At 70.5% G+C, this 25017-nt stretch carries 23 protein-coding genes; 14 read left to right on the forward strand and 9 right to left on the reverse strand.

Going from position 1 to position 25017, the window contains the following annotated elements; genetic code table 11:
- Window positions 1-26: 26 nt before the first annotated feature.
- Entirely contained in the window at window positions 27-1550 is a 1524-nt protein-coding gene (locus ACZ69M_RS45540) for an RICIN domain-containing protein (RefSeq protein ID WP_470059572.1), read from the reverse strand.
- Window positions 1551-1766: 216 nt separating this feature from the next.
- Window positions 1767-2687 (reverse strand): RNA polymerase sigma factor SigF, encoded by a 921-nt coding sequence (locus ACZ69M_RS45545; protein WP_388399119.1) that lies wholly within the window; start codon window positions 2685-2687, stop codon window positions 1767-1769.
- Window positions 2688-2925: 238 nt separating this feature from the next.
- Between ACZ69M_RS45545 and ACZ69M_RS45550 the strand changes: the two genes are divergently transcribed.
- The 6 genes from ACZ69M_RS45550 (at window position 2926) to ACZ69M_RS45575 (ending at window position 8570) form a co-directional block, all read left to right on the forward strand.
- Window positions 2926-3294, forward strand: coding sequence for an STAS domain-containing protein (locus ACZ69M_RS45550; protein ID WP_054236877.1), 369 nt, complete (start codon window positions 2926-2928; stop codon window positions 3292-3294).
- A 283-nt stretch (window positions 3295-3577) separates the two neighbouring features.
- Window positions 3578-4093, forward strand: coding sequence for an ATP-binding protein (locus tag ACZ69M_RS45555; RefSeq protein WP_470059574.1), 516 nt, complete (start codon window positions 3578-3580; stop codon window positions 4091-4093).
- A gap of 180 nt (window positions 4094-4273) precedes the next feature.
- On the forward strand, window positions 4274-4975 hold the full coding sequence (locus tag ACZ69M_RS45560; protein ID WP_470059576.1) for an LPXTG cell wall anchor domain-containing protein: 702 nt from the start codon (window positions 4274-4276) through the stop codon (window positions 4973-4975).
- A gap of 45 nt (window positions 4976-5020) precedes the next feature.
- On the forward strand, window positions 5021-5971 hold the full coding sequence (locus ACZ69M_RS45565; RefSeq protein WP_470059577.1) for a COG1470 family protein: 951 nt from the start codon (window positions 5021-5023) through the stop codon (window positions 5969-5971).
- Between the two features lie 26 nt (window positions 5972-5997).
- Window positions 5998-7122, forward strand: coding sequence for a hypothetical protein (locus ACZ69M_RS45570; RefSeq protein ID WP_470059645.1), 1125 nt, complete (start codon window positions 5998-6000; stop codon window positions 7120-7122).
- 17 nt (window positions 7123-7139) lie between these two features.
- Window positions 7140-8570 (forward strand): hypothetical protein, encoded by a 1431-nt coding sequence (locus tag ACZ69M_RS45575; RefSeq protein WP_470059579.1) that lies wholly within the window; start codon window positions 7140-7142, stop codon window positions 8568-8570.
- Between the two features lie 106 nt (window positions 8571-8676).
- Here ACZ69M_RS45575 and ACZ69M_RS45580 read toward each other — a convergent pair whose 3' ends face one another.
- Window positions 8677-10173 (reverse strand): oligopeptide:H+ symporter, encoded by a 1497-nt coding sequence (locus ACZ69M_RS45580; protein ID WP_352044418.1) that lies wholly within the window; start codon window positions 10171-10173, stop codon window positions 8677-8679.
- A 490-nt stretch (window positions 10174-10663) separates the two neighbouring features.
- On the opposite strand from ACZ69M_RS45580, the gene ACZ69M_RS45585 reads away from it, so the two are divergent.
- Together ACZ69M_RS45585 and ACZ69M_RS45590 are read left to right on the forward strand one after the other, a co-directional pair.
- Entirely contained in the window at window positions 10664-11341 is a 678-nt protein-coding gene (locus ACZ69M_RS45585) for a response regulator transcription factor (RefSeq protein WP_018566970.1), read from the forward strand.
- Between the two features lie 207 nt (window positions 11342-11548).
- Window positions 11549-12829, forward strand: a complete 1281-nt coding sequence (locus ACZ69M_RS45590) for an ATP-binding protein (RefSeq protein WP_470059581.1) — start codon at window positions 11549-11551, stop codon at window positions 12827-12829.
- A 24-nt stretch (window positions 12830-12853) separates the two neighbouring features.
- Here ACZ69M_RS45590 and ACZ69M_RS45595 read toward each other — a convergent pair whose 3' ends face one another.
- Window positions 12854-13405, reverse strand: coding sequence for a GtrA family protein (locus ACZ69M_RS45595; RefSeq protein WP_403688740.1), 552 nt, complete (start codon window positions 13403-13405; stop codon window positions 12854-12856).
- Between the two features lie 243 nt (window positions 13406-13648).
- Between ACZ69M_RS45595 and ACZ69M_RS45600 the strand changes: the two genes are divergently transcribed.
- From ACZ69M_RS45600 to ACZ69M_RS45610, 3 genes are read left to right on the forward strand one after another with little or no spacing between them, the layout of a single operon-like run.
- The gene (locus tag ACZ69M_RS45600; RefSeq protein ID WP_217573413.1) at window positions 13649-14809 is read left to right on the forward strand and encodes a 5-(carboxyamino)imidazole ribonucleotide synthase; all 1161 of its coding nucleotides are present in this window, start codon (window positions 13649-13651) and stop codon (window positions 14807-14809) included.
- Window positions 14806-15336, forward strand: coding sequence for a 5-(carboxyamino)imidazole ribonucleotide mutase (purE, locus tag ACZ69M_RS45605; RefSeq protein ID WP_075027355.1), 531 nt, complete (start codon window positions 14806-14808; stop codon window positions 15334-15336). Before ACZ69M_RS45600 ends, purE begins: the two co-directional genes overlap by 4 nt.
- 5 nt (window positions 15337-15341) lie before the next feature.
- Window positions 15342-16559: a dipeptidase gene (locus tag ACZ69M_RS45610; protein WP_470059583.1), complete on the forward strand. Its 1218-nt coding sequence runs from the start codon at window positions 15342-15344 to the stop codon at window positions 16557-16559.
- Window positions 16560-16728: 169 nt separating this feature from the next.
- Here ACZ69M_RS45610 and ACZ69M_RS45615 read toward each other — a convergent pair whose 3' ends face one another.
- Entirely contained in the window at window positions 16729-17097 is a 369-nt protein-coding gene (locus tag ACZ69M_RS45615) for a VOC family protein (RefSeq protein WP_470059585.1), read from the reverse strand.
- A 104-nt stretch (window positions 17098-17201) separates the two neighbouring features.
- Between ACZ69M_RS45615 and ACZ69M_RS45620 the strand changes: the two genes are divergently transcribed.
- Window positions 17202-17699: a CGNR zinc finger domain-containing protein gene (locus ACZ69M_RS45620; RefSeq protein WP_470059587.1), complete on the forward strand. Its 498-nt coding sequence runs from the start codon at window positions 17202-17204 to the stop codon at window positions 17697-17699.
- Window positions 17700-17866: 167 nt separating this feature from the next.
- Here ACZ69M_RS45620 and ACZ69M_RS45625 read toward each other — a convergent pair whose 3' ends face one another.
- Complete coding sequence (locus ACZ69M_RS45625; protein ID WP_470059589.1) at window positions 17867-19210, reverse strand: UDP-glucose dehydrogenase family protein; 1344 nt, start codon at window positions 19208-19210, stop codon at window positions 17867-17869.
- 175 nt (window positions 19211-19385) lie between these two features.
- On the opposite strand from ACZ69M_RS45625, the gene ACZ69M_RS45630 reads away from it, so the two are divergent.
- Entirely contained in the window at window positions 19386-20543 is a 1158-nt protein-coding gene (locus ACZ69M_RS45630) for an acyl-CoA dehydrogenase (protein ID WP_470059591.1), read from the forward strand.
- A gap of 103 nt (window positions 20544-20646) precedes the next feature.
- Here ACZ69M_RS45630 and ACZ69M_RS45635 read toward each other — a convergent pair whose 3' ends face one another.
- Together ACZ69M_RS45635 and ACZ69M_RS45640 are read right to left on the reverse strand one after the other, a co-directional pair.
- Window positions 20647-21294: an HAD family hydrolase gene (locus tag ACZ69M_RS45635; protein WP_470059592.1), complete on the reverse strand. Its 648-nt coding sequence runs from the start codon at window positions 21292-21294 to the stop codon at window positions 20647-20649.
- A gap of 103 nt (window positions 21295-21397) precedes the next feature.
- Complete coding sequence (locus ACZ69M_RS45640; protein WP_470059594.1) at window positions 21398-21943, reverse strand: acyl-CoA thioesterase; 546 nt, start codon at window positions 21941-21943, stop codon at window positions 21398-21400.
- A gap of 119 nt (window positions 21944-22062) precedes the next feature.
- Between ACZ69M_RS45640 and ACZ69M_RS45645 the strand changes: the two genes are divergently transcribed.
- A complete protein-coding gene (locus ACZ69M_RS45645) occupies window positions 22063-23349 on the forward strand; it encodes an LCP family protein (protein WP_470059596.1) in 1287 nt (428 codons plus the stop codon).
- Window positions 23350-23423: 74 nt separating this feature from the next.
- On the opposite strand, the gene ACZ69M_RS45650 is transcribed toward ACZ69M_RS45645, so the two are convergent.
- Window positions 23424-24926, reverse strand: a complete 1503-nt coding sequence (locus ACZ69M_RS45650; protein ID WP_470059598.1) for an LCP family protein — start codon at window positions 24924-24926, stop codon at window positions 23424-23426.
- Window positions 24927-25017 lie beyond the last annotated feature (91 nt).

Consider the following 25017-nt stretch of genomic DNA (forward strand, 5'->3'; position numbering starts at 1 on the left):
AGCGGCCGGGGGTCACGGCGCCTGGGTCATGAGGCCCCCGCCCGCCACCGCTGACCCGTGCCCCCGTCGAGCGGCAGCAGGGTCAGGCCGTCGCCGCCGCTCGGGGTGACCGCGGTCTCGACGGCGATGGACGGGCGGATCACGCCGTCGTCGTCCACGGTGAACCTCAGGTTCTGGCCGTGGCTTCCGTCGATCGAGCCGCAGTCCCAGATCCCGACGCCGTTGTCGACCGAGCCGCGGCTGTCCAGACAGAGGCCGGAGTCGGCGTACGACTGCAGGACCCCGCGGCCGGAGTCGACCCGCCACCGCTGGGTGCGGGCCGAGGTGCAGGGCGCCGTGACGACGTCCGTGCCCTGCGTCAGATCGCCGTCGCGGATGTCCAGGCACAGGCCCGAGGCGAGGTTCACGACCTGGGCGTAGCTGCTGCCCGGCGGGTAGTCCGGGGTGGGCGTGGGGGACGGCGTCGGACTGGCCGATCTCGAGGGGGAGGGGCTCGGGCTCCGCGTCGGGGAAGGGGACTTGCTGGTCGCGGAGGGCAGCGGGGCCGGGGGCGAGGGGGTCGCCGAGACGGTCGCCGTCACCGTCACCTGCGGCACGCTCGACGGGGTGGTGACCGAGCCCGCCGTGTTCTGGGACGGCGAGCCGCCCGACGACAGCACGACGAACAGCAGCGGCACCAGGGCGACGCCGAGGGCCGCCGCCGAGGTGAGGACGAAGCGGCGGGACGGCGGCCAGGGCCCCGACGAGGCGGGGACGCCGGGCCGGGGTTCGCCCGCCTCGCTCATGACGTACGCCGTGCCCGCCCACGGCAGCAGCCCCTCGGCCAGCGCGGTGCGCGGATGGTCGCGCAGGGCGGACAGCTCCTCGTACGCCGTCGTGCAGTGCGCGCAGTGCGCCATGTGGGCGTGCAGATCGGGGCTGGAACGGGGGTTGTCCGGCCGTAGCGACTCCTCGATCAGCCGCCGGAAGTCCCCGCAGCGCGGGTCGTCGGAGGCGGCGAGCCGGAACTTCAGACAGGCCTGGGCCAGGGCGTGCAGCGCGGGCTGCGCGCCGTACGTCACGTCCTCACGGGTGAGGCCGAGCAGGACGGCCGCCCGGTCGGCGGGTTCCTCTTCCACGACCCCGTACCAGAGCAGGCCCTGGGTGCGGGACGGGAGGGACTGGAACGGGGCGAGCATGGGCGGCACGGGGCCGCCGGGGCCGGCCGCGCTCAGCACGAGGAGCAGACCGGGGTCGAGGCCTGCGGCCCGTTCGTCCCTCGCCCACGAGGCGGCCACCTGCCCCGCCAGCAGCAGGAGCCGGTGGCGCCAGGGGACGCTCGGGTTCGAGCCGCGCGCCGTCTCCTGGGCCGCCAGGGTGAACGCCTGTGCCGCGAGCTGTCCCGCGGCCGACTCGCTGCGGGTGCACAGGCGGGCGTAGGCGAGGACGGACGGGCGGTGCCGCTCGCGGAGTTCCTGGAGGGCCGGATACGCGCTGGGGGTGTCGGCGCTCAGCAGTTCGGTGAGCCGCGTGTCGGACGCGCCCGCGTGGACCCCGCTGCCTTCGCTCATCACTCGTCCTCGTCCTGACGTACCAGCCAGTTTGGAGTGACCATCGTGACGAGAGTGGCCCTTTGAGGAAAGAGGTTTGAGGAAAGAGGGGGAGAGAGGGGAGAGGTTTCTTCGGGTAACAGTTCGATATGTCGACGGTCGACGGACCATGCGGCCCGGCGCCGATGGCGCCGGACCGCATTCAGTGGAGGGGGCGGGGAGCGTCGCTCCCCGTCGTCACTCCTCGACCGTCAGTCCCTTCCGCAGTCGCACCAGCGTCCGCGACAGCAGCCGCGACACATGCATCTGCGAGATCCCGAGCTCGTCACCGATCTCGGACTGGGTCATGTTGGCGACGAAGCGGAGCGAGAGGATCTGCCGGTCGCGCGAGGGGAGCTCGGCGATCAGGGGCTTGAGGGACTCCACGTACTCGATGCCCTCGAGGCCGTGGTCCTCGTAGCCGATGCGGTCCGCGAGCGCGCCTTCGGAGTCGTCCTCCTCGGGCTGGGCGTCCAGCGAACTGGCCGTGTAGGCGTTCGAGGCGGCCATGCCCTCGACGACCTCGTCGTTGGTGATGCCCAGGCGCTCCGCCAACTCGCCCACCGTGGGCGCCCGGTCGAGCTGCTGGGCGAGTTCGTCGCCCGCCTTGGCCAGGTCGAGACGGAGTTCCTGCAGTCGGCGCGGTACGCGCACGGACCAGGAGGTGTCGCGGAAGAAGCGCTTGATCTCGCCGATGATGGTCGGCATCGCGAACGTGGGGAACTCGACGCCGCGGCTCAGTTCGAAGCGGTCGATCGCCTTGATCAGGCCGATCGTGCCGACCTGGATGATGTCCTCCATCGGCTCGCTGCGGGAGCGGAAGCGGGAGGCGGCGAACTTGACCAGCGCGAGGTTGAGCTCGACCAGCGTGTTGCGCACGTACGAGTAGTCGTGGGTGCCTTCTTCGAGGGACTCCAGCCGCTCGAAGAGGGTCTTGGACAGGGCCCGTGCGTCCACCGGTCCCACCTCGTCGTACGGGGGGATCTCGGGAAGTCCGTCGAGTCCGTCGAGTCCGCTGGTTCCGGTTTCGTCGAGACGCTCCGGGCGTTCCAGAGAAGGTGTCGACGTCGCCGTCTGGGTCTGCGATGCGTCGAGCCGGGGTGACATGGTGTCCTCCATCGTTCTCGGCATATGGCCGCCGATGCCAATGCGTGCACTGCGGTGTGCGGCGCCTCCGAAGCCGGCCGTGTCGAATAGGTGTCGTTACTAGCCCTACCCGCTTTCGCGCGTCGCCCGCAAGTGCGTTGCACGATGAAATGTCCATTTTCAGGGGGTTGTTCGGGTGTCGGGGATCGTAAGGAAGGCGTAGTGTTCGAGTGCGTACATCAGCAGTCGCGACGCTCGGGAGAGAGACGGCATGGACCGCCAGACGGTCGGCAGCGCACAGTCGGGCCGGCTTCTAGTCGAGGTGCGGGAAGAGGGCTCAAGCGCCGTCGTGACCCCCGCGGGTGAGTTGGATCACCACACGGCTGAATTGTTGCGTGAGCCACTCGAGGACTGCCTCGACAAGGGGCACTCGCGCCTGGTCGTGGACTGCTCGCGACTGGAGTTCTGCGACTCCACCGGGCTGAACGTGCTGCTCGGCGCCCGGCTGAAGGCCGAGGCCGCGGGGGGTGGGGTCCACCTGGCGGGGATGTTGCCGGTGGTGGCCCGGGTCTTCGAGATCACCGGGGCCGAGGCCGTCTTCACCGTCCACGAGACGCTCGATGCGGCCCTGGCCGACTAGCCGGGGCGGTCGGGGCCCCGCCTCGGCATGCTCCGGAGCGCCCCCTGCGATCGCGGCATCGCCCGCGTCACACGATCCCCGTCGCACAAAGGGGGTGTTCCGACGGATCGGTCGGGCAGGAGACATCCTGACTATGTCGGCAACAATCGGTGGGAACGTCGTAGGTGATCGTCGTAGATATTCGTCCGGAACGCCCTGAGTGCGGAAGCACCCGCGGCGCGTACCACATGCTGAGTACTGAGTCTTGAATCGTGAACTGGTGAATCGGTGAGGTGAAGCGCTGATGAGCACCACCCGGCCTTACTCGCCGGGCGACCGCGGCCCGGAGTCGGGCGACGGCGGCGCTTCCGGGGCGCCTGGGGGCGGCGGCCTGGCCGTCCCGTCCGGGGGGCGTCAGGCCCGCAGACTGAGCTTCGAAGGCGAGAGCGGCGTCGTCCCGCTGGCCCGCGACTTCGCCCGCCAGGCGCTGCACGCGTGGGGCTGGCTGCCCGCCGCGAGCGCCGACCAGCGGGCCGCCGCCGAGGACGTCCTGCTGGTCGTCTCCGAACTCGTCACCAACGCCTGTTTGCATGCCGAGGGCCCGGACGAGCTCCGGATCGCCTGCGACAACAAGGTGCTGCGCGTCGAGGTCTCCGACCGTGGCGCGGGCCAGCCCGCCCCGCGCACCCCGCACCGCGCCGGCCGCCCCGGCGGTCACGGCATGTTCATCGTGCAGCGGCTGTGTCTGGACTGGGGAGTCGTACGCACTCCGGGGGTCACGGGCAAGACGGTGTGGGCGGAACTCGGGGCGCCCGCGTAGCCCGCCCGATCCCGGGTGCGACTCCCACCTTGGGTTACCCGCGGTTCGAACCCTTCTTCGTACGTTGGCGAACGCGCGCCGGATCTCCTCGGATCCGGCGCGCACTTTGTCTTCCCTCCACAAGGGACCGGGCGTACCTTGACGGCCGATCTGATGTTCCGTCAGGAATGAGGCCCCGAGGTGTCGTACCGGACGTACCAGAAACGAACCGCCGCGCTCGCGTTCGCCGCGGCCCTGGCCGGCTCGGCGGTGCTGATGGCCGCCCCCGTCGCCGAGGCCAGCGTGGTGAACGTCAACTACCAGTGCAAGACGCCGATCGGCGACAAAAGCGCCGTCTCACCCATCGACATCAAGAGCGTCAAGAGCGGCAGCGCCTACAAGCTCACCATGTCCTGGCAGAAGGGCGTCTCCTCCAGCCCGGTGGAGCTCGGCAAGGGCGCGATGAGCCCGAGCGCCGTGATCAAGGTGGGCGGCGCGGACAGCGGCACGGTGGCCGTGAGCGGCCCCGCCAACGCGGCCGCGATCCCCGCCAACACCCCCATCAAAATCAGTGACTTGTCGGGTACGTACACGCCGGAGAAGACCGGCAAGGTCACCTTCACCGCGGGCGTGCTCACGATCAAGGCGCTCGGCACGACGACCACCTGCACCCCCACGAACAACCCCGGGCCGTCGCTGACTCTCGACGTCACGGCGGCGGGCGGCGGTTCGGGAAGCGGCGGTTCGACCGGCTCGACCGGCACCGACTCCGGCGGCCAGCTCCCGCAGACCGGCCCCGCCGACTCGGCGATCGCCCTCGGCACGTTCGGCGGCACGGTGCTGCTCGCGGGCGCGGCGGGCACGCTGTGGCTGACCCGCAGGCACCAGACGACCCGCCGCTGAGGGCGCCGCGCCCCCGTACGACCGTACGACCAGCAGGAGCCGCCGATGCCGTACGCCCCCGTCCTCCGCTGTGCCGTCGCCCTGCTGCTGTCGGCCGCCGCCGCCCCGGTGGCCGCGGCCGACGACGGCTGGTCCCTCGCGCCGTCCGCGAGCGCGCCGGGCGGGCGGCCGTACGTCTACGCGGAGGGCGCGCCCGGCACGGTGCTGCAGGACTCCGTGTCCGTGCTCAACCCGGGCGCACGGCCCGTGACCGTGCGGCTGCGCGGCGCGGACGCCGACAACACCACGGAGGGCGACCTCACCGTGCGCGCCGCCGGGAAGTCCACGGACACGGGCGCGTGGATCGCCTTCGCGGGAGACCGGGGCGGCCGCCGGGTCCCGGTGCGCACGCTCTCGCTGCGGGTGCCCGCGCACACCCGGGCCGACGTGCCGTTCACCGTGAGCGTCCCGGCGGGCGCGACGCCCGGCGACCACCCCGGCGCGGTCGTGGCGGGCGCCGGCGGCCGGTCCTCGGCGGTCCGGGTCCAGCTGCGGGTCGGCGGTCCCGCGGTGTCGGCGCTCACCGTCGAGCACGTCACCGTGCACGGCGGGCGCATCTCGTACGAGCTGGTCAACCGCGGCAACACCGTGCTCACCCCGAAACTCGCGGTACGCGCCGACGGCGTCCTCGGCCGGGCCCTGGACCGTGCCCCGCGCACCCTGCCCCTCGACCTCCTGCCCGGCCGCCGCGTCACGCTCACCGAGCCCTGGCGCGACCCCCCGGCGCTGGACGCGGTCGACCTACGGCTGACGGTGACGGCGGCGGGCGGGGCGCGCGCCACGGCGTCCGCTTCGGTGCGGTTCGTGCCGTGGGGGGCGCTCGCGGCCACCACCGGGACGGCGCTCGCGGCGCTGGGTGCGTGGTGGGGCGTACGGCGTCACAGGCGTCGTACGACGGGCGGCGGGACGAGTGAACGGCCGCGTACGGAAGTCGAGTGGACGGGAGCGGTGTCGTGAGCGGAGTCCTGAGCGGCAAGGCGCGGATGTCGGCGCTGGTGGCGGCGCTCGCGCTCGTCCTGGCCCCGCTGGCGGGACCGGTGTCCCCGGCGTCCGCGGCCGGGAAACCCGGCGTGAGCCTGTCCAAGTCCGAGGCGGGGACGGGCGGTTCGATCACCGTGACCGGCAACGGATGGCGCCCGAGGACCCTGTTGATGATGCTGATCTGCGGGCAGGCCGTACCGTCCCGGGGAGTGATCGGCGGCACCAACTCCTGCGCCAACGCCGGCGGCCGGGCCGTCACCACCGACGCACAGGGCCACTTCAGCAAGGAACTGCCGGTCACCGAGCCGCCCGAACCGTGTCCGTGCGTGGTGCACGTCGCCACGGTCACGGGGGAGAAGGCGGAGGCCGACGCGATCTTCATGGTCGCCGGGCACTCGGTCGAACCACTGCCGAAGGAGGTGGGCGGGGGGCGGCTCTCGGTGCTCACCGACACCCGCCTCGACGGGTCGAGCGGGCTGCTGACCTGGTTCGGCGCGCCGCCCTCCCGCCAACTCGTCTTCACCGTCGGCAACATCGGCACCGCCGCCGTCAAGAACCCCGTGTTCCAGATCGGCACCTCCCACGGCGTGTTCGCGCCGCAGTGGGAGGAACAGGACTGGGGCGGCACGATCGCACCCGGCAAGAAGGCGCAGATCAAGCTGCCGGTCGAGCTCGCGGCCGGGGCGCACGGCGACTACACGGTCTCGCTGCGCTACGGCGGCAAGGTCCTCGCCGAGCAGCCCTGGGGGGTGGGCCGTCCCTGGGGGGTGACCCTCTTCTGGATCCTGCTCGCCGTGGTGGTGCCGGCCGCGGTCTTCCGGGTCGGGATGGCCGTGGTGGACCGGGTGCGCCCGCGCAGGTCGGCGGGGCGGGCAGGGCGCCATCGGAGCCTGCACCTGCCCGAACTCGCCTCCCGGGTGCCGAGGCCGGCCCCGTTCCGCATGGCCAAGGCGAGCCCGTCCCGGGTGCCCGGAGCGAGCGCGTCCGCGGCCACATCCGTGCCACCCGGCACCGCTACGAACCCGACCCTGCCGTGGTTCACGCCGGACAGCGTTCCGGGGACCGCGGCGAACGGTCAGCTCTCCGCACCGCAAGACACCAGTCCGACGACGAAGGGGAACACGTGAGCAGGCGAGGGAGAGTCATGACCGGAGGCCGCAGAATGAGCGCGGCCGGGGTCGCGCTGATGCTCGGCGGCGCGGGCATTCTGTTGGGAGTGGCCGCGGTCCCGGCGCAGGCCGCCGAGGTGTCGTACAAGACGGAGTGCATACCGCCCGCGGCCTCCGGCCTGGGTCCTGTCGAGGGCACCACCAAGGTGGAGATCACCGCACCGGCGACGGCGAAGGTGGGTGACGAGATCGAGGTCGTGTGGAAGTTCGTCCAGGCGGCGTCCAAGAATCCGGACCTCATCGTCCTGCCGAAGGACTCGGTCAAGCCCACGGGAACTCTCAAGGCGTCCGGTGCGCAGACCGCGGACATCGCGATGGAGGGGCCGCAGAAGAACCCGGAGATTCCCAAGGGCGGCGACATGGTGCTGTCCGACATGACGGGCAAGGTCAAGCTGACGACGGCGGGTGACGTCACGTTGACCCCGGACGCGTACACCATCACCGCCTACTCGACGGACACCAAGTGCACGCCCCAGGAGGCGGTGCCGGCCGCGGCCACCATCAAGGTGACGGCCGCCGAGGGCGGTTCGACGACCTCCGGCGGGACGACGACCTCGGGCGGGACGACCACCTCCGGTGGGACGACCACCTCCGGTGGGACGACCACCTCTGGTGGGACGACCACCTCTGGTGGGACGACCACCTCTGGTGGGACGACTTCGGGTGGATCCACGACCGGCGGTGGCACGACGTCCGGTGGCACGACGTCCGGCGGGTCGACGTCCGGCGGCGATGACGGGCAGACCGACTTCGCCGGCAAGACCGTGACCACGTCCTTCGCCTGCACCTCGCCAGGCCCCGCCAAGATCGACTCTTCGGCGACGATCAACGCCAAGAAGAACGGCGGGAGTTACGACCTCACGGTGAAGACCGCCAAGGGCGTGATGGACAGCCCCGCCCCGCTGCCCGCCGGCGCGCTGAAGCCCTCCATGGTGATCACGGTCGGCGGCGACGACAGCGGCTCGCTCAAGGTCGAGGGCCCTGCCAACAAGGACGCCCTCAACACGGGCGACCCGGTCTCGCTCGACGACATGACGGGCACGTACAAGCCCGGAGCAAACGGCAAGGCCACGCTCAGCCCAGGTGATCTGACGATCGTCGTGACGCTGAGTGCCGGATCCGACCCGATCACGATTCCCTGCAAGGCGACGAAGACCGCTGTCTCACTGGAACTTGACGTCCAGAAGCAGGCGGGCGGCGTCTCCGGCGCGACGACGTCGGGCTCCGGGTCGTCCTCCGGGTCGTCCTCCGGATCGTCCTCGTCCTCGTCCTCGTCCGGCGGAGGCCTGGCCGCGACCGGCGCGAACGACCACGGCGTGCTTCGGGCACTCGGCCTGATCGCGGGGACGGTGATCCTGCTGGGCGGAGCGATCTTCACGTTCATGCCGCACCGCCGCACACGCTGAGCCGTCGGACGCGGCGGCGACGAGCCCTTCGTCCGTACCCGTGAACGCCGGAGGGCCGCCGCACCCCAAAGGATGCGGCGGCCCTCCGGCAAGCCCTGGACGTACGTCAGTGAACGTCGCCCATGAGGACCTTGACCTTCTTGCGGTACATCCACACCGCGACACCGGCGATCACGGCGAGCGTGGCCTCCAGGGCGACGATGCCCGTCTTGTTGAGGTCGACGTTGGCGATGGACAGCAGACCCGTCGTGGCGTCACCGGCGGTGACGGCCAGGAACCAGACACCCATCATCTGGGAGGCGTACTTCGCGGGAGCCATCTTCGTGGTGACGGAGAGGCCGACCGGCGAGAGCGTCAGCTCACCGACGGTCTGCACGAAGTAGATCGCGACCAGCCACATCGCGGCCGCCTTGTGACCGCCCTCGGCGATCGTCAGCGGAGCCAGGAACAGGAAGAACGAGGCACCGATCAGGATCAGACCCGACGCGAACTTGGTGGCCGTGCTCGGCTCCTTGCCGCGCTTGTTCAGCGCCAGCCACGCCCAGGCGAACACCGGCGCGAGCGCCATGATCATGACCGGGTTGACGGACTGGTACCAGGAGACCGGGAACTCCCAGCCGAAGATCGTGTTCTCGGCGGAGGAGTCGGCGAAGATCGACATGGTCGAGCCGCCCTGGTCGTAGATCATCCAGAAGACGGCCGCGGCGACGAAGAACCAGATGTACGCGGACATCTTCGACTGCTCGGCGCGGTCGAGGTCCTTGTCCCGCTTGATCCGGGCGATGACCAGGACCGGGATGACCAGACCGGCGATGGTGATCGGGACCAGCAGCCAGTTCAGGGTGTAGTGACCCGAGAAGCCGACGACGCAGTAGAAGACCACCGCGACGGCCGCCCACAGCGCGGACTTGCGCAGCGTCGCGGCCTTCTCCTGGGCCGACAGCGGCGTGGGGACCTCGTGCGAGCGCGGGTTCAGGTGACGGCCGCCGAGCAGGTACTGGGCCAGACCCAGCGCCATGCCGAGCGCGGCGAGCGCGAAGCCCAGGTGCCAGTTGACGTTCTCGCCGACGGTGCCGATGACCAGCGGAGCGGCGAAGGCGCCGACGTTGATGCCGATGTAGAAGAGCGTGAAGCCACCGTCACGGCGCGGGTCGTCCGGACCGTTGTAGAGGTGACCGACCATCGTGGAGATGTTGGCCTTCAGCAGACCGGAACCGATCGCGACGAGCCCGAGGCCGCCGTAGAACGTGCCGGACGACGGAAGGGCCAGCGTGAGGTGGCCCAGCATGATGATGACGCCCGCGACGGCGACCGTCTTGCGGGGGCCGAGGACACGGTCGGCGAACCAGCCACCCGGCAGGGCGAGCAGGTACACCAGCGACAGGTACACCGAGTAGATCGCGGTCGCGGTGGCCGCGCTCAGGTGCAGGCCGCCCGGTGCCACCAGGTACAGCGGGAGCAGAGCCTTCATGCCGTAGTAGGAGAATCGCTCCCACATCTCGGTCATGAAGAGAGTGGCCAGTCCGCGGGGGTGGCCGAAGAAGGTCCTCTCGGAACCGGGGGTGCCCGGAGTCACCGAGTCCTTCGTCAGGCTGGACGCCATGGTCGTTCCTTGCTGGTCGGGACGCGCTGCTTGAGCGTTACGCGCCCGGTGGGGGCGGCCGGCACCGGCGGGATTCGACCGTCCTTCCCCACGCCCACGGGGAGTCCGCTCCGGATCGCGAAGCGGAGGACGGCGACCACCGGGATCCACGCCCATCGCGCATTGATGCGCTGGGGCCCGGCCACAGGTCATTCCTTTCAAGGCTGGCGAACACCAGCCCGCACATGAAAGAGACCTTCAGCGGCAAGTACGCGCCAAAGGTCCCCTACTGGTGCTACAGGCGTCTGGTCACCATACGACATCTCAATGTGGCATATGGAAGGACTTGAGACATGGATCACAGGTAATAATGGAACCACGGACGCCTATTCGAAGGCGCCGGACAAGATCGCTTCCCACAGCCGCAGGCAGGAAACCGTACAGCCCCAGGTAAGAATTACGGTTGGCGATCACACCACAGGCGCTGTCCGCGGCGGACTACCATCACCCCATGACCCGTGTACTGCTCGCCGAGGACGACGCGTCCATCTCGGAGCCATTGGCCCGCGCCCTGCGCCGGGAGGGTTACGAGGTCGAAGTGCGCGAGGACGGACCCACCGCGCTCGACGCCGGAATGCAGGGCGGCGTCGACCTGGTCGTCCTGGACCTGGGCCTGCCCGGTATGGACGGCCTCGAAGTGGCCCGCCGACTCCGTGCCGAAGGCCACACCGTCCCCATCCTCATCCTGACCGCGCGCGCCGACGAGGTGGACACCGTCGTCGGTCTCGACGCGGGCGCCGACGACTACGTCACCAAGCCCTTCCGCCTTGCCGAACTGCTCGCCCGTGTCCGGGCCCTCCTGCGGCGCGGCGCCGCGGAGCCGCAGCAGCCGCCCGCCACGCACGGGGTGCGCATCGACGTCGAGTCGCACCGGGCCTGGATGGGCGACGAGGAACTCCAGCTCACGGCCAAGGAGTTCGACCTGCTGCGGGTCCTCGTTCGCGATGCCGGCCGGGTCGTCACGCGTGACCAGCTGATGCGCGAGGTCTGGGACACCACGTGGTGGTCGTCCACCAAGACCCTCGACATGCACATCTCCTGGCTCCGCAAGAAGCTCGGCGACGACGCGGCGAACCCCCGCTACATCGCGACGGTACGAGGAGTCGGCTTCCGCTTCGAAAAGAGCTGAGGTCCGGGGGCGGGCGCCGGAAGGCGGAGGCGTTTTTGAGTGATCGGGGCGAAGCCCCGCCTTCAGGGGCGCGGGGAACCGCGCGCCCAGCCCCCACCGGCCCGCGGTCAAAGAACCCCGGCGACACCTGAACGCTCGCCCCCGTCCCGGCCCGGCGCAGCGTCAAGGCACACTGGTCCACGTACAGCCACCCGCCCGGAGGACCCCGTGCGTCGCCGTCTCATCCAGTCCACGCTCGCCGTCGTGCTCGTCGTGATCGCCGTCTTCGGCGTGTCCCTCGTGATCGTCGAGACCCGCACGATCAGCAACAGCGCCCAGGAACGCGTGGACTCCGAGGCCCTGCGCCTGGCCAGCATCGTCGACAGCCGCATCCTCGGCGACGAGCACATCAACGCGGAGATCCTCAAGAACCAGGTCGCGGAAGACCGGTACGCCGTGATCCGCATCCCCGGCCAGGCCCCCGTCGAGCTCGGCCTCCAGCCCAGCGGTGACGTCATCCACTCCACAGCCAAGGGCGAGGAGGGCGAGACGGTCACCGTCCAGGAGCCCCGCTCGGCCGTGACGCGCGAGGTCGGCCGCACCCTCCTGATCATCGCCGCGGTCGCGCTGCTCGCGATCGTCGCCGCGGTCCTGCTGGCCGTACGGCAGGCCAACCGTCTCGCCTCCCCGCTCACCGACCTCGCGGAGACCGCGGAGCGGCTCGGCTCCGGCGACCCCCGCCCGCGCCACAAGCGCTACGGCGTCCCGGAGCTGGACCGGGTCGCCGACGTCCTGGACGGCAGCGCGGAGCGGATCGCGCGGATGCTCACCGCCGAGCGCCGCCTCGCCGCGGACGCCTCCCACCAGCTCCGTACGCCGCTGACGGCCCTCTCCATGCGTCTGGAGGAAATCACCCTCACGGATGACCCGGACAACGTGAAGGAGGAGGCGACGATCGCCCTGACCCAGGTCGAGCGTCTCACCGACGTGGTGGAGCGGCTGCTCACCAACGCCCGCGACCCCCGTACCGGCTCCGCCGTCACCTTCGACCTCGACGAGGTCATCAAGCAGCAGCTGGAGGAGTGGCGCCCGGCCTACCGCAGCGCGGGCCGCGCCATCGTCAGCTCGGGCAAGCGGCATCTGCAGGCCGTCGGCACCCCGGGCGCGGTCGCCCAGGTACTGGCCGCGCTCATCGAGAACTCGCTCATGCACGGGGGTGGCACGGTCGCCCTGCGCACCCGTGTCACGGGCAACCAGGCCGTCGTGGAGGTCACGGACGAGGGCCCCGGTGTCCCCACCGACCTGGGCGCCCGCATCTTCGAGCGCACGATCAGCGGGCGCAACTCCACGGGCATCGGCCTCGCGGTCGCCCGCGACCTCGCGGAGGCGGACGGCGGCCGTCTGGAGATGCTCCAGGCACAGCCGCCGGTGTTCGGCCTGTTCCTCTCCCGCACCCCGCTGAAGAGACCACCACTGGTGGACGAGGACGAGCAACGAACGGTCAGATAGCCCCGTGGGCAGCCCCCGGGGGGCTCAGTTCGCCCGGGCCCGTGCCCGGGACCGCCGGGGCGCCGGCTCCTCGTCGAGGATCGCCTCCGCGCTCTCCAGGACCTCACGCGCCTCGTCCGGGACCGTACGGAACACCCACGTGCGGTACGACCAGAACCGGAACAGCGTCGCGATGCCGATGCCGAGGAACTTGAAGATGTTGCTCTGCAGCGGGCTGTCCCAGCCGAACCCGTACGTCGCCACGTACAGCACACCGTTCTCGATGACCAGCCCCACCGCGCTGAACAGCACGAAGAGGCCCATCTCCTTGGTGCGGCCGCCACTGTCGCGGTCCCGGTACGTGAAGTAGCGGAACCCGATGTAGTTGAAGACGATTGCGACGATCGTGGCGATGACACTCGCCCGTACGACCTGCAGTCCGGTCGCGCTGCGCACCAGGTTGAAGGTCACCAGGTTGACGAGGAGCCCCGCTCCGCCGACCGCCCCGAACTTCGCGATCTCCCGGAACAGCTGGTCGAAGCGGCGGCGAACCGCGCTGCGGGGCCGTACGTGAAGCCCCGAAGACTTACTGCCCATGGTGTCGCCAGCCCCCGTAGATCGGACATCGGTCGAAAAATTCAACCCAGCCACTCTAACCAGCGGGCCGCTCTCGCGCCTGTGCGCGGTCTCACGGGACCGGAAAGAGCGGGTCACAGCGAGGGAAAACCCCGGCCTCGGCCGGGATCTCGGCCGGGATCACAGCCGGGGCCACGCCGGGATCGCAGCCGGACCGCAGGCGGCGGAAACCGGCCCCCATGGCGCGACCGATACCCTTGCAGCGTGACGTTTCCGGTAGTCGGCATGGTCGGCGGGGGCCAGCTCGCTCGTATGACACACGAGGCGGGCATCCCGCTCGGCATCAAGTTCAAGCTCCTCAGTGACACCCCTCAGGATTCCGCGGCGCAGGTCGTCGGCGATGTCGTCATCGGCGACTACCGCGACCTCGACACGCTGCGTGAGTTCGCGCGGGGCTGCGATGTGATCACCTTCGATCACGAACACGTACCCACCGAGCATCTGCGCGCCCTGGAGGCGGACGGCATCCCCGTCCGCCCGGGCCCTGACGCCCTCGTGCACGCCCAGGACAAGGGCGTGATGCGCGCGAAGCTCGACGAGATCGGCGTGCCGTGCCCACGGCACCGGATCGTGACCGACGTCGAGGACGTGGCCGCGTTCGCGGCGGAAGGCCTCGCCGAAGGGGCCGGGGGTGACGGATTCCCGATCATCCTCAAGACGGTCCGCGGCGGCTACGACGGCAAGGGCGTCTGGTTCGTCCGGTCGATCGAGGAGGCCGCCGAGCCCTTCCGGGCCGGCGTGCCCGTCCTCGCCGAGGAGAAGGTCGACTTCGTACGGGAACTCGCGGCGAACGTCGTCCGCTCCCCGCACGGCCAGGCGGTCGCGTACCCCGTGGTCGAGTCCCAGCAGGTCAACGGCGTCTGCGACACGGTGATCGCCCCCGCGCCCGGCATACCGGACGAGCTGGCCCTCCAGGCCGAGGAGCTCGCGCTGCGCATCGCCAAGGAACTCGGTGTCGTCGGTCATCTGGCCGTCGAGCTCTTCGAGACCCCCGACGGCCGCATCCTGGTCAACGAGCTGGCCATGCGCCCCCACAACTCGGGCCACTGGACCCAGGACGGCGCGATCACCTCCCAGTTCGCCAACCACGTCCGCGCGGTCCTGGACCTCCCCCTCGGCGACCCGCGCCCGCGCGCCAAGTGGACGGTCATGGTCAATGTCCTGGGCGGCGACTACCCGGACATGTACTCCGCGTACCTGCACTGCATGGCCCGCGACCCTCAGCTGAAGATCCACATGTACGGCAAGGACGTGAAGCCCGGCCGCAAGGTCGGCCACGTCAACACCTACGGCGAGGACCTGGACGACGTCCTCGAGCGCGCCCGCCACGCAGCCGGTTACCTGAGAGGCACGATCACCGAATGAGCCCCGTCGTAGGCATTGTCATGGGGTCGGACTCCGACTGGCCCGTCATGGAAGCGGCCGCGCAGGCGCTTGACGAGTTCGAGATCCCCTACGAGGTGGATGTCGTCTCCGCGCACCGCATGCCGCACGAGATGATCACGTACGGCGAGCAGGCCGCGGAGCGCGGGCTCAAGGCGATCATCGCGGGCGCGGGCGGGGCGGCCCATCTGCCCGGCATGCTCGCGTCCGTGACCCCGCTGCCCGTCATCGGCGTGCCCGTGCCGCTGAAGTACCTCGACGGCATGGACTCGCTGCTGTCGATCGTGCAGATGCCGGCCGGCGTCCCGGTCGCGACCGTCTCCGTCGGCGGCGCGCGCAACGCGGGCCTGCTGGCCGCCCGGATGCTCGCCGCGCACGACGAGGAACTCCTCACCCGCATGCGGGAGTTCCAGCAGGAGCTGAACGACCAGGCCACCGAGAAGGGCAAGCGGCTGCGCGCCAAGGTCGAGGGCGCGGGCGGCGGCTTCGGCTTCGGCTCCGGGAAGTGACGCCCATGACCTCCTCCACGTCGTCCGTCACGTCCACGGCATCCCTCGACGAGGCCCGCGCCCTCCTCGCCGACTTCCCCGTCGTCGACGGCCACAACGACCTTCCCTGGGCGCTGCGCGAACAGGTCCGCTACGACCTCGGTGCCCGCGACATCGCCGCCGACCAGAGCGCGCACCTGCACACCGACCTGGCCCGGCTGCGCGCGGGCGGCGTCGGCGCGCAGTTCTGGTCGGTGTATGTCCGCTCGGACCTGCCGGGCGCGGTCACCGCGACACTGGAACAGATCGACTGCGTACGGCGGTTGATCGACCGTCACCCCTCCGACCTGCGGGCCGCGCTGACCGCCGCCGACATGGAGGCGGCGCGCGCCGAGGGCCGTATCGCCTCGCTGATGGGCGCGGAGGGCGGCCACTCCATCGACAACTCCCTCGCCGTGCTGCGGGGGTTGTACGCGCTGGGCGTGCGCTACATGACCCTCACCCACAACGACAACATCGCGTGGGCGGACTCGGCGACCGACGTGCCCACCGTCGGCGGTCTGTCGGCCTTCGGCCGTGAGGTCGTGCGGGAGATGAACCGCGAGGGCATGCTGGTCGACCTCTCGCACGTCGCGGCGACGACCATGCGGGACGCGCTCGACACGAGCTCCGCGCCGGTGATCTTCTCCCACTCCTCCTCGCGCGCGGTGTGCGACCACCCGCGCAACATCCCGGACGACGTCCTGGAGCGGCTGCCCGCCAACGGGGGAGTGGCGATGGTGACGTTCGTACCGAAGTTCGTCCTCCAGGCGGCGGTCGACTGGACGGCCGCGGCCGACGAGAACATGCGCGCGAACGGCTTCCACCACCTCGACACCACCGCCGACGGCATGAGGGTCCACCGTGCCTTCGAGGAGTCCTACCCGCGCCCCGTGGCCACGGTGTCGACGGTGGCGGACCACCTCGACCACATGCGTGAGGTCGCCGGTGTCGACCACCTCGGCATAGGCGGTGACTACGACGGCACGGCGTTCACCCCGGACGGCCTCAACGACGTCTCCGGCTACCCGAACCTGATCGCCGAGCTGCTGGACCGCGGCTGGTCGAAGACCGACCTCGCCAAGCTGACCTGGCAGAACGCGGTACGGGTGCTGGGGGCCGCGGAAGACGTGGCGCGCGGTCTTCAGGCCACCCGCGGTCCGTCCGTGGCGACGATCGAGTCCGTCGACGGCGACGGGGCCTGAGCGTCCAGGGCGGGGTGGCCGGCGTAGCCGTCCGCCCCGCCCACGTACATCAGGAACCGGTCCCGGGTGCCGCCGGGAACCCACGACCATGAGGATCGCCGAACCGGACGGCCAGGTCTCCCTTGGCCTCGGTCTCGGTCTTGCCCGTGTCCGCCTCCCCCGCTCGCCCTCAGCAGGCGCAGAGACAGAAGGGGTGCCCCGCCGGGTCGGCGTAGACCCGCCAGGTGCGCGAGCGGTCCTCGGTGTCCAGCGGCTTGGCGCCCAGCGTCAGCACCTCCTTCTCGGCCGCGTCCAGATCCTCCACCACCAGGTCCAGGTGGAACTGCTGCGAGCCGTCCGGCGCGGGCCACCGCGGTGGAACGAAGCCGGGCGCCTGCTGGAAGGCGAGCGCCTGACCGCCCGGCACCTTCAGGTCCACCCACGAGCTGTCCCCGGAGTCCTCCTCCACGCTGCCGCCGAGCACCTGCGCGTAGAACCCGGCGAGCGCGCGCGGGTCGGAACAGTCCAGGACGACGACACCCAGCTTGGCGAGAGCCATGACTTCCTCCGAGGGGTTACCAACGACATCGACGAGTTACCGCCAGACCTCATCAAGAGGTAACGGTTACTGCATGCTCTCGCATAGGAGGTAACGTCGCAACCATGAATGACCGTGCGCCCGCACCCGGCGGTCTGGCGCTCATCCAGTCGCTGGTGAACACCCTGGACATCGAGTCGGGCGCGGACTCGCTGGACACCGCCGAGGGCCGATCGCCCTTCGGCCTCGCGGAGGGCGAGGCGGAGGCGGCCCGTGAGCTGCGCGAGTCGTTGCGCGCGGCCTGCCTGGCGCACGCGGGCCACCCGGCGCACCGCGCGGTGACCCCTCTCGGCGAGCTGCTGGCCCGGGCCCCGCTGCACGTGACGGTCGACGAGCACGACGGTGCGGCACGGCTCGTCCCCGCGGGCGCCTCACTCGCGTCGCGCGTCGCGGCGGCCCTCGCGGACGCGCTCGTCGAGGGCACCTGGCCGCGGCTGAAGGCCTGCGAGGCACCGACCTGCCACTGGGCGTACTACGACCGGTCCCCGGCGGGCCGCGGCCGGTGGTGCTCGATGTCGGTCTGCGGGGCCCGCGCGAAGATGCGTCGGTACCGCGCGAAGTAGGCCGTCCGTTAATACAAAGTGGAACAACTGGCCACGCCGGTCGCCCGGAGCGTGGAGAATGTGCGATGACGGCGGTCCGGCCGACTGAGCCTCGGCCGGACCGCCGTCACCTGTGAAGAGCTGTCAGGTCGCCCACGAAGCGCTGCCAGGCCACCTGTGAAGCGTCATCAGGCGGTCGGGCGGCCCATCGCCCGGTACGTCCATCCGGCCCGGCGCCACGCCTCGGGGTCGAGCGCGTTGCGGCCGTCCAGAAGCACGCGGGCCGAGGCGGCCTCGCCCAGCACCGCCGGGTCCAGCTCGCGGAACTCCTGCCACTCGGTCAGGTGCAGGACGACGTCGGCGCCGCGCACGGCCTCGACCGCGGAGTCGGCGTACCCGAGCGTCGGGAAGAGCCGCTTGGCGTTCGCGATGCCCTTCGGGTCGTAGACGGTGACCTGGCCGCCCTGGAGGTGGATCTGCCCGGCGACGTTCAGTGCGGGCGAGTCCCGGACGTCGTCCGAGTCGGGCTTGAAGGTCGCGCCGAGCACGGCGACCCGCTTGCCGAGGAAGGATCCGCCGCCCAGCGCCTCCCGGGCCATCTCCACCATCTGGCCGCGACGGCGCATGTTGATGGAGTCGATCTCGCGCAGGAAGGTCAGCGCCTGGTCCGCGCCGAGCTCACCGGCCCGGGCCATGAAGGCACGGATGTCCTTCGGCAGACAGCCGCCGCCGAATCCGATCCCCGCCCGAAGGAACTTGCGTCCGATCCGCTCGTCGTGCCCGATGGCCTCGGCCAGCAGGGCGACATCGCCGCCGGCGGCCTCGCAGACCTCGGCCATGGCGTTGATGAAGGAGATCTTGGTCGCGAGGAAGGAGTTCGCGGAGGTCTTCACCAGCTCGGCGGTCGGGAAGTCGGTGACGACGAAGGGCGAGCCCTCGGAGACGGGCGTCGCGTACACCTCGCGCAGGATCTTCTCGGCCCGCTCGCTGCGCACGCCGGCCACGAGACGGTCGGGGTGCAGCGTGTCCTGGACGGCGAAGCCCTCGCGCAGGAACTCCGGGTTCCAGGCGAGCTCGGCGTCCTCACCGGCGGGGGAGAGCTCGGCGAGCGTGCGCGCCAGCCGCTCCGCGGAGCCCACCGGCACGGTGGACTTGCCGACGACGAGGGCGGGGCCCTTCAGGTGCGGGGCGAGCGTCTCGAAGGCGGCGTCGACGTACGACATGTCGCACGCGTACTCCCCGTGCTTCTGCGGCGTGTTCACGCAGACGAAGTGGACGTCGCCGAACTCCCCCACCTCGGCCCAGTCCATGGTGAAGCGCAGCCGGCCGGTGGATCCCTCGATGCCCGCCACATGCTTGCGCAGCAGCTCCTCGAGCCCCGGCTCGTACATCGGGACCTCGCCCCGCTGCAGCATCTCGATCTTCTCGGGGACGACATCGAGTCCCAGTACCTCGAACCCGAGCTCGGCCATGGCCGCGGCGTGGGTGGCGCCGAGATAGCCGGTGCCGATCACGGTGATCTTGAGGGCCATGGGTGCTCCTGGGATGAATGGGCTCGGTGCGCTGCCCGAGCATAGTCGGGGCATGTTCGGGCCCCTCATCGGGCAGGTTCCCCCCTGTCGCCAAGCTCACGTATCCCTCCCGTGGGCGGACCCCTAAAATTTGGGTTACTTAACGGTAATTAGCGTCTTTGGAGCGTGAGAGACCTTGGCCGGATCGGCTGATTTCGACCTGTACCGCCCGTCCGAGGAGCACGACATGCTCCGTGACGCGATCCGCTCGCTGGCCGAGGCGAAGATCGCGCCGTACGCGGCCGTGGTGGACGAGGAAGCCCGTTTTCCGCAGGAGGCCCTGGATGCCCTGGTCTCCTCCGACCTGCACGCCGTGCACGTGCCGGAGTCGTACGGCGGCGCGGGCGCCGACGCGCTCGCCACGGTGATCGTGATCGAGGAGGTGGCGCGTGTCTGTGCCAGCTCCTCCCTGATCCCGGCCGTGAACAAGCTGGGCTCGCTCCCGGTGATCCTTTCCGGTTCCGAGGCCCTCAAGCAGAAGTACCTGACCCCGCTCGCCAAGGGCGACGGGATGTTCTCGTACTGCCTCTCGGAGCCGGACGCGGGCTCGGACGCCGCGGGCATGAAGACGAAGGCGGTCCGTGACGGCGACGACTTCGTCCTCAACGGTGTGAAGCGCTGGATCACCAACGCGGGCGTCTCCGAGTACTACACGGTGATGGCGGTCACCGACCCCACCAAGCGCTCGAAGGGCATCTCGGCCTTCGTCGTCGAGAAGTCGGACGAGGGTGTCTCCTTCGGCGCCCCCGAGAAGAAGCTCGGCATCAAGGGCTCCCCGACGCGCGAGGTCTACTTCGACAACGTCCGCATCCCGGCCGACCGCATGATCGGCGAGGAGGGCACCGGCTTCGCCACGGCCATGAAGACCCTGGACCACACCCGCATCACGATCGCCGCGCAGGCGCTCGGCATCGCGCAGGGTGCCCTCGACTACGCCAAGGGCTATGTCCAGGAGCGCAAGCAGTTCGGCAAGCCGATCGCCGACTTCCAGGGCATCCAGTTCATGCTCGCCGACATGGCCATGAAGATCGAGGCGGCCCGGCAGCTGACGTACGCGGCCGCTGCGAAGTCGGAGCGCGGCGACAAGGACCTCACCTTCCAGGGCGCCGCGGCGAAGTGCTTCGCCTCCGACGTCGCCATGGAGGTCACCACGGACGCCGTGCAGCTCCTCGGCGGCTACGGCTACACCCGCGACTACCCGGTCGAGCGCATGATGCGCGACGCCAAGATCACCCAGATCTACGAGGGCACGAACCAGGTCCAGCGCATCGTGATGGCCCGCAACCTGCCGTAACCCACCCCCGCACCACGAACATGAGGGGCACCCCGCCGGGGTGCCCCTCGTCTTGTCCGGGTCGGCCTCACGGGCCGTTCGGGGTCTTGTCCCGGTCTCGGCCTCACAGGCCGTTCAGCGCGTTCCGCAGATCCTCCGGCGCGCGGTAGTGGACGGTCCGCATACCGAGTGCGGCCGCCGCCTCCACGTTCTCCAGGGTGTCGTCCACGAACAGGCAGCGCCCGGCCGGGACGCCGGCCCGCTCGACGGCGATGTCGTAGATGCGCCGGTCGGGCTTGGCGATGCCCACCCGCGCGCTGCTGACCACGTGGTCGGCGAGGTCCGTCAGGCCCAGGGACTCCAGGTCCTCCTCCAGCTGGACCGAGGTGTTGGTGACGAGGACCAGGGGCATGTGGGTACGGGCCCGGCGCAGCAGCGCCACCACCGTCTCGTCGGCGTGGAACGGCGAGCGGACGAGCGCCGTGCTCAGCTCCACCGCCGTCCCGTCGGCCACCAGCCCGCTCAGGCCCCGCAGGATCGACTCCGCCCACCCGTCCGGGGTGATCCGGCCCAGCACCAGCGGAAGCACCGTCTCCGGTGCGAAGGCCACCTTCATGGTGGTGCCCTCGGCCAGCCCGGCGGCGCGCTCCAGCGCGTACAGGTGGGCCGGTTCGTAGACGCGGATCACGTTGTCGACGTCACAGAGCACCGCGTCGAAGGGGCGTCCGCCGGAAGGCGACGGGCCGGACGGGGTGCCGGGGGAGAGGGTCATGGCGTCACCCTGACATCCGTCCGGAAGCCGCCCTCGGCCAGGGCCACCGGCCGGGATGACTTCGCGGCCCGGCTCTCGGGCGTCCAGCACCGCCGAACCCCGGCTAGTCCAGCCCCTCCGCCGCCCGCTTCTCCCGCAGTTCCATGATCGCCCGACGGCGTGCCAGCCGGTGGGTGCGCCGGATCTGGGCCTCCTGGTAGCGCCGCTCGTCGCGCTCGGTCTCCGGGAGGACGGGCGGCACGCGCCGCGGCTTGCCGTCGGCGTCGACCGCGGCGAAGACGAGATAGGCCGAACCGACCTGCTGGGGCGGCGTCGACTCGTTCCAGCGCTCGGCCAGCACGCGCACGCCGACCTCCATGGACGTCCGCCCCGTCCAGTTCACCTGGGCCTTCACATGGACGAGGTCACCGACGCGGACCGGCTCCAGGAAGACCATCTCGTCCATGGAGGCGGTGACGGCGGGCCCGCCAGAGTGCCGCCCGGCCACCGCGCCCGCCGCGTCGTCCACGAGCTTCATGATCACTCCGCCGTGCACCGTGCCCAGAAGGTTGGTGTCGTTGTGGGTCATGATGTGGCTGAGGGTGGTCCGGGACGCGTGGGTCGGCTTGCCCGGTATTTCGGATTCCGGGTTGGGCGCCAGGTCTGTCATGCCGTCCACCCTATGCGGGGGCGTGCGAGGGTTGCTTTGCATCAGCTCTGCAACAGGCGTGACCCAGATCTCCCCGGTCTCTTGTTAGGCACACCGTGCGGACCTGCACACTGGTCCGCATGAACGATTGGCCCGACGGGTGGTCCGACAGCAACCGCAGCGACCGTTACGGACGCGGCAGCGCAGGCGCTCAGCCTGAGGGCGCCCGTGTCATGCGGCAGGTTCAGCGTGGCCCGGGAGCACCCGGTCCGCGCCCGTCCGCCCCGCCGTACGGCGGGGTGCCCCAGCAGCCGACGTACGACGATGGCCAGGGGTACGACAACGGGTACGACTCCGGTTACAACACCGGGCAGGTCTACGGTTCGCCGGGCGGCCCCGGTGGTCCGCAGGGTCCCGGCGGCCAGGGCGGCCGTGGCCCGCGCCCGGCGCCGAACTGGCGCCGGCGGATCAAGTGGATAGCCATCACGCTGGTCACGCTGCTGGTCGTGGTCTCCGTGGGCACCTACTTCTGGGCCGACTCCAAGCTCCACCGTGACGTGGATCTCTCGAAGGTCATCGACCGGCCCGACGGGGGCAAGGGCACGAACTACCTGATCGTCGGCTCCGACAGCCGCGCCGGCATGTCGGCCGAGGAGAAGAAGAAGCTGCACACCGGGTCCGCCGAGGGCAAGCGCACGGACTCGATGATGATCCTGCACGTCGGGGACAACGGCGACACCCTGATCTCCCTCCCCCGCGACTCGAACGTGACGATCCCGACGTACAAGGGATCCGCGTCCGGCAAGACCTTCCCCGGCACGGGCCGCCAGGTGAAGCTCAACGCGGCGTACGCGGAGGACGGGCCGACGCTGCTGGTCCGCACCATCGAGTCCAACACCGGCCTGCACATCGACCACTACGTGGAGATCGGTTTCGCCGGGTTCGCGAACATCGTCGACGCGGTCGGCGGTGTGGAGATGACCCTCGACCAGGGCTTCAAGGACAAGTACTCCGGCGCCGACTTCAAGGCGGGCAAGCAGACCCTCAACGGTGAGCAGGCCCTCGCCTTCGTCCGTACCCGCCACGCCTTCGCGGCCTCGGACCTCCAGCGCACCAAGAACCAGCAGAAGTTCCTGTCCGCCCTGGCCCACCAGGTCGCGACCCCCGGGACCATCCTGAACCCCTTCAAGCTCTACCCGACCATGGGCTCCGGCCTCGACAGCCTCACCGTCGACAAGGACATGAGCCTGTGGGACCTCGGCAGCATGTTCTGGGCGATGAAGGGCGTCACCGGCGGCAGCGGCAAGTCCATGAACATGCCGATCTCCGGTTCCACGGGCGGCAATCTGGTCTGGGACAAGGCCAAGGTCAAGACGCTGGTGGACGAGCTGAAGAATGACCAGACGGTGACGGTGTCGAGCAACTGACCCGCACTACGACGAAGGGCCCCGCCGGACGATACGGCGGGGCCCTTCGCGTGTCCCGTGGACGCGCGCGTCGCCTACGTACACACCACCTGATCCCCCGTCACCACCCGGGTCTCCCCCTGGTAGGGATCCTGCACCCGGACCCGTGCGACCTCCTTGAAGTCCGCCCCGGCGATCACCTTCAGCAGCGGCCCCCGCCCTTTGACCTCGCGCAGCTCGCTGCCCGGGAGCGCGGCGGCGAGGGACTTCGCGGAGCGGTCCCAGCGCGGGTCGTAGACGATGACGCTGTGCTGGGCGCCGCGGTCCTGGGCGTTGACGGGGTGGCCCGTCGTGCGGAACCCGGTGGCGGCCAGGGCGCTGTCCATGCGTTTGCCGAGGCCGTCCGTGGGCGTCCCGTTCTCCACCTGGACCTGGATCTGCTGCGGGTCCACCTCGACACGCACGGTCCTGGCGTGCACGGCCTTGTGCGGGGGAGCGAGCGGCTTGTCGTCGCGCAGTGACTGGAAGAGCGCGGTGGCCTTGGCGTCGTCCCACTTCAGTGTGGAGCCGATGCCCTTGACGACGTAGGCCATCTGCCCGATCGGCACGGTCGTGAACTCGGAGGAGGAAGGGGAGAAGTTCCGCATCGCCCGGCCGAGGTCCAGCAGCTCGTCCGTGCCGAACCCCTGGTCCGCGCGGACCGAACCGAGCACGGCCCGGGTGACATCACGGAACTTCATCGGGTTCAGCAGCACCCCCGACGACGTGGCCCGCTCGATCAGCGCCGCCAGGAACCGCTGCTGGCGCTGCATCCGGCCGATGTCGGCGGCGCCGTCGACATGCCGGGACCGTACGTACTGGAGTGCCTGCCCGCCGCTCAGTGTGTGCGTCCCGGCGGGCAGGTCGAGTCCGGTGTACGAGTCCTTGAGGGGCTGTGCGGTGCAGATGCTCACGCCGCCGAGCACGTCCACCGTCCGCATGAAGCTGGTGAAATCGACCTCCAAGTAGTGGTCGATCTTCACATGGGTCATGTTCTCGACGGTGCGCACGGTCAGCTGCGGGCCCCCCTCCGCGTACGCCGCGTTGAGCTTGATCGGGTGGGGGCCGTGCTCGGCGCCGGTGGTCTGGTCGGTGTGCGCGGGCACCTCGGCGTACGAGTCGCGCGGCAGGCTCACGACGCTGGCCCGCTCCCGGTCGGCGGCGATGTGCACGATCATCATCGTGTCGGTGCAGTGGCAGGGGGCACCGCCCAGACGGTACTTCCGCCGCTCCTCCTCCGTGATCTTGTCGCGGCCGTCGGTGCCGACCAGCAGCACGTTCATGCCGTGGCCCCCTGCGGGGCGGTTCTTCATGTCCTTGAAGGGGTCGACCCGGGCGATGTTCTCGCCCAGGCTGGTGACCACCGCGTGCCCGATGCCCGCAGAGGCGAGGACCACCACCGAGATCGTGGTGACCACCCGCATGGCCCAGCGCGGCTTCTTCCTCCGTACGGGGGGCCGTACGGTGGACCGCTCCGCAGGCCGCCGGGAGCGGGGCGGCTGCGGGCGGTTCTGGGGGCGGGGCTGCGGGCGTGCGGGGGAGCGGGGCGGCGTGGGCAAGGGGGACACCTCCGCGGGGGTGAACGTGGGGATCCGTGAGCACCGTAGGCCCATACGATCTGCTGCCCGGCCCGTGGACAGGGCGGCGCGC

It is taken from the genome of Streptomyces sp. NPDC107454, assembly GCF_055582885.1.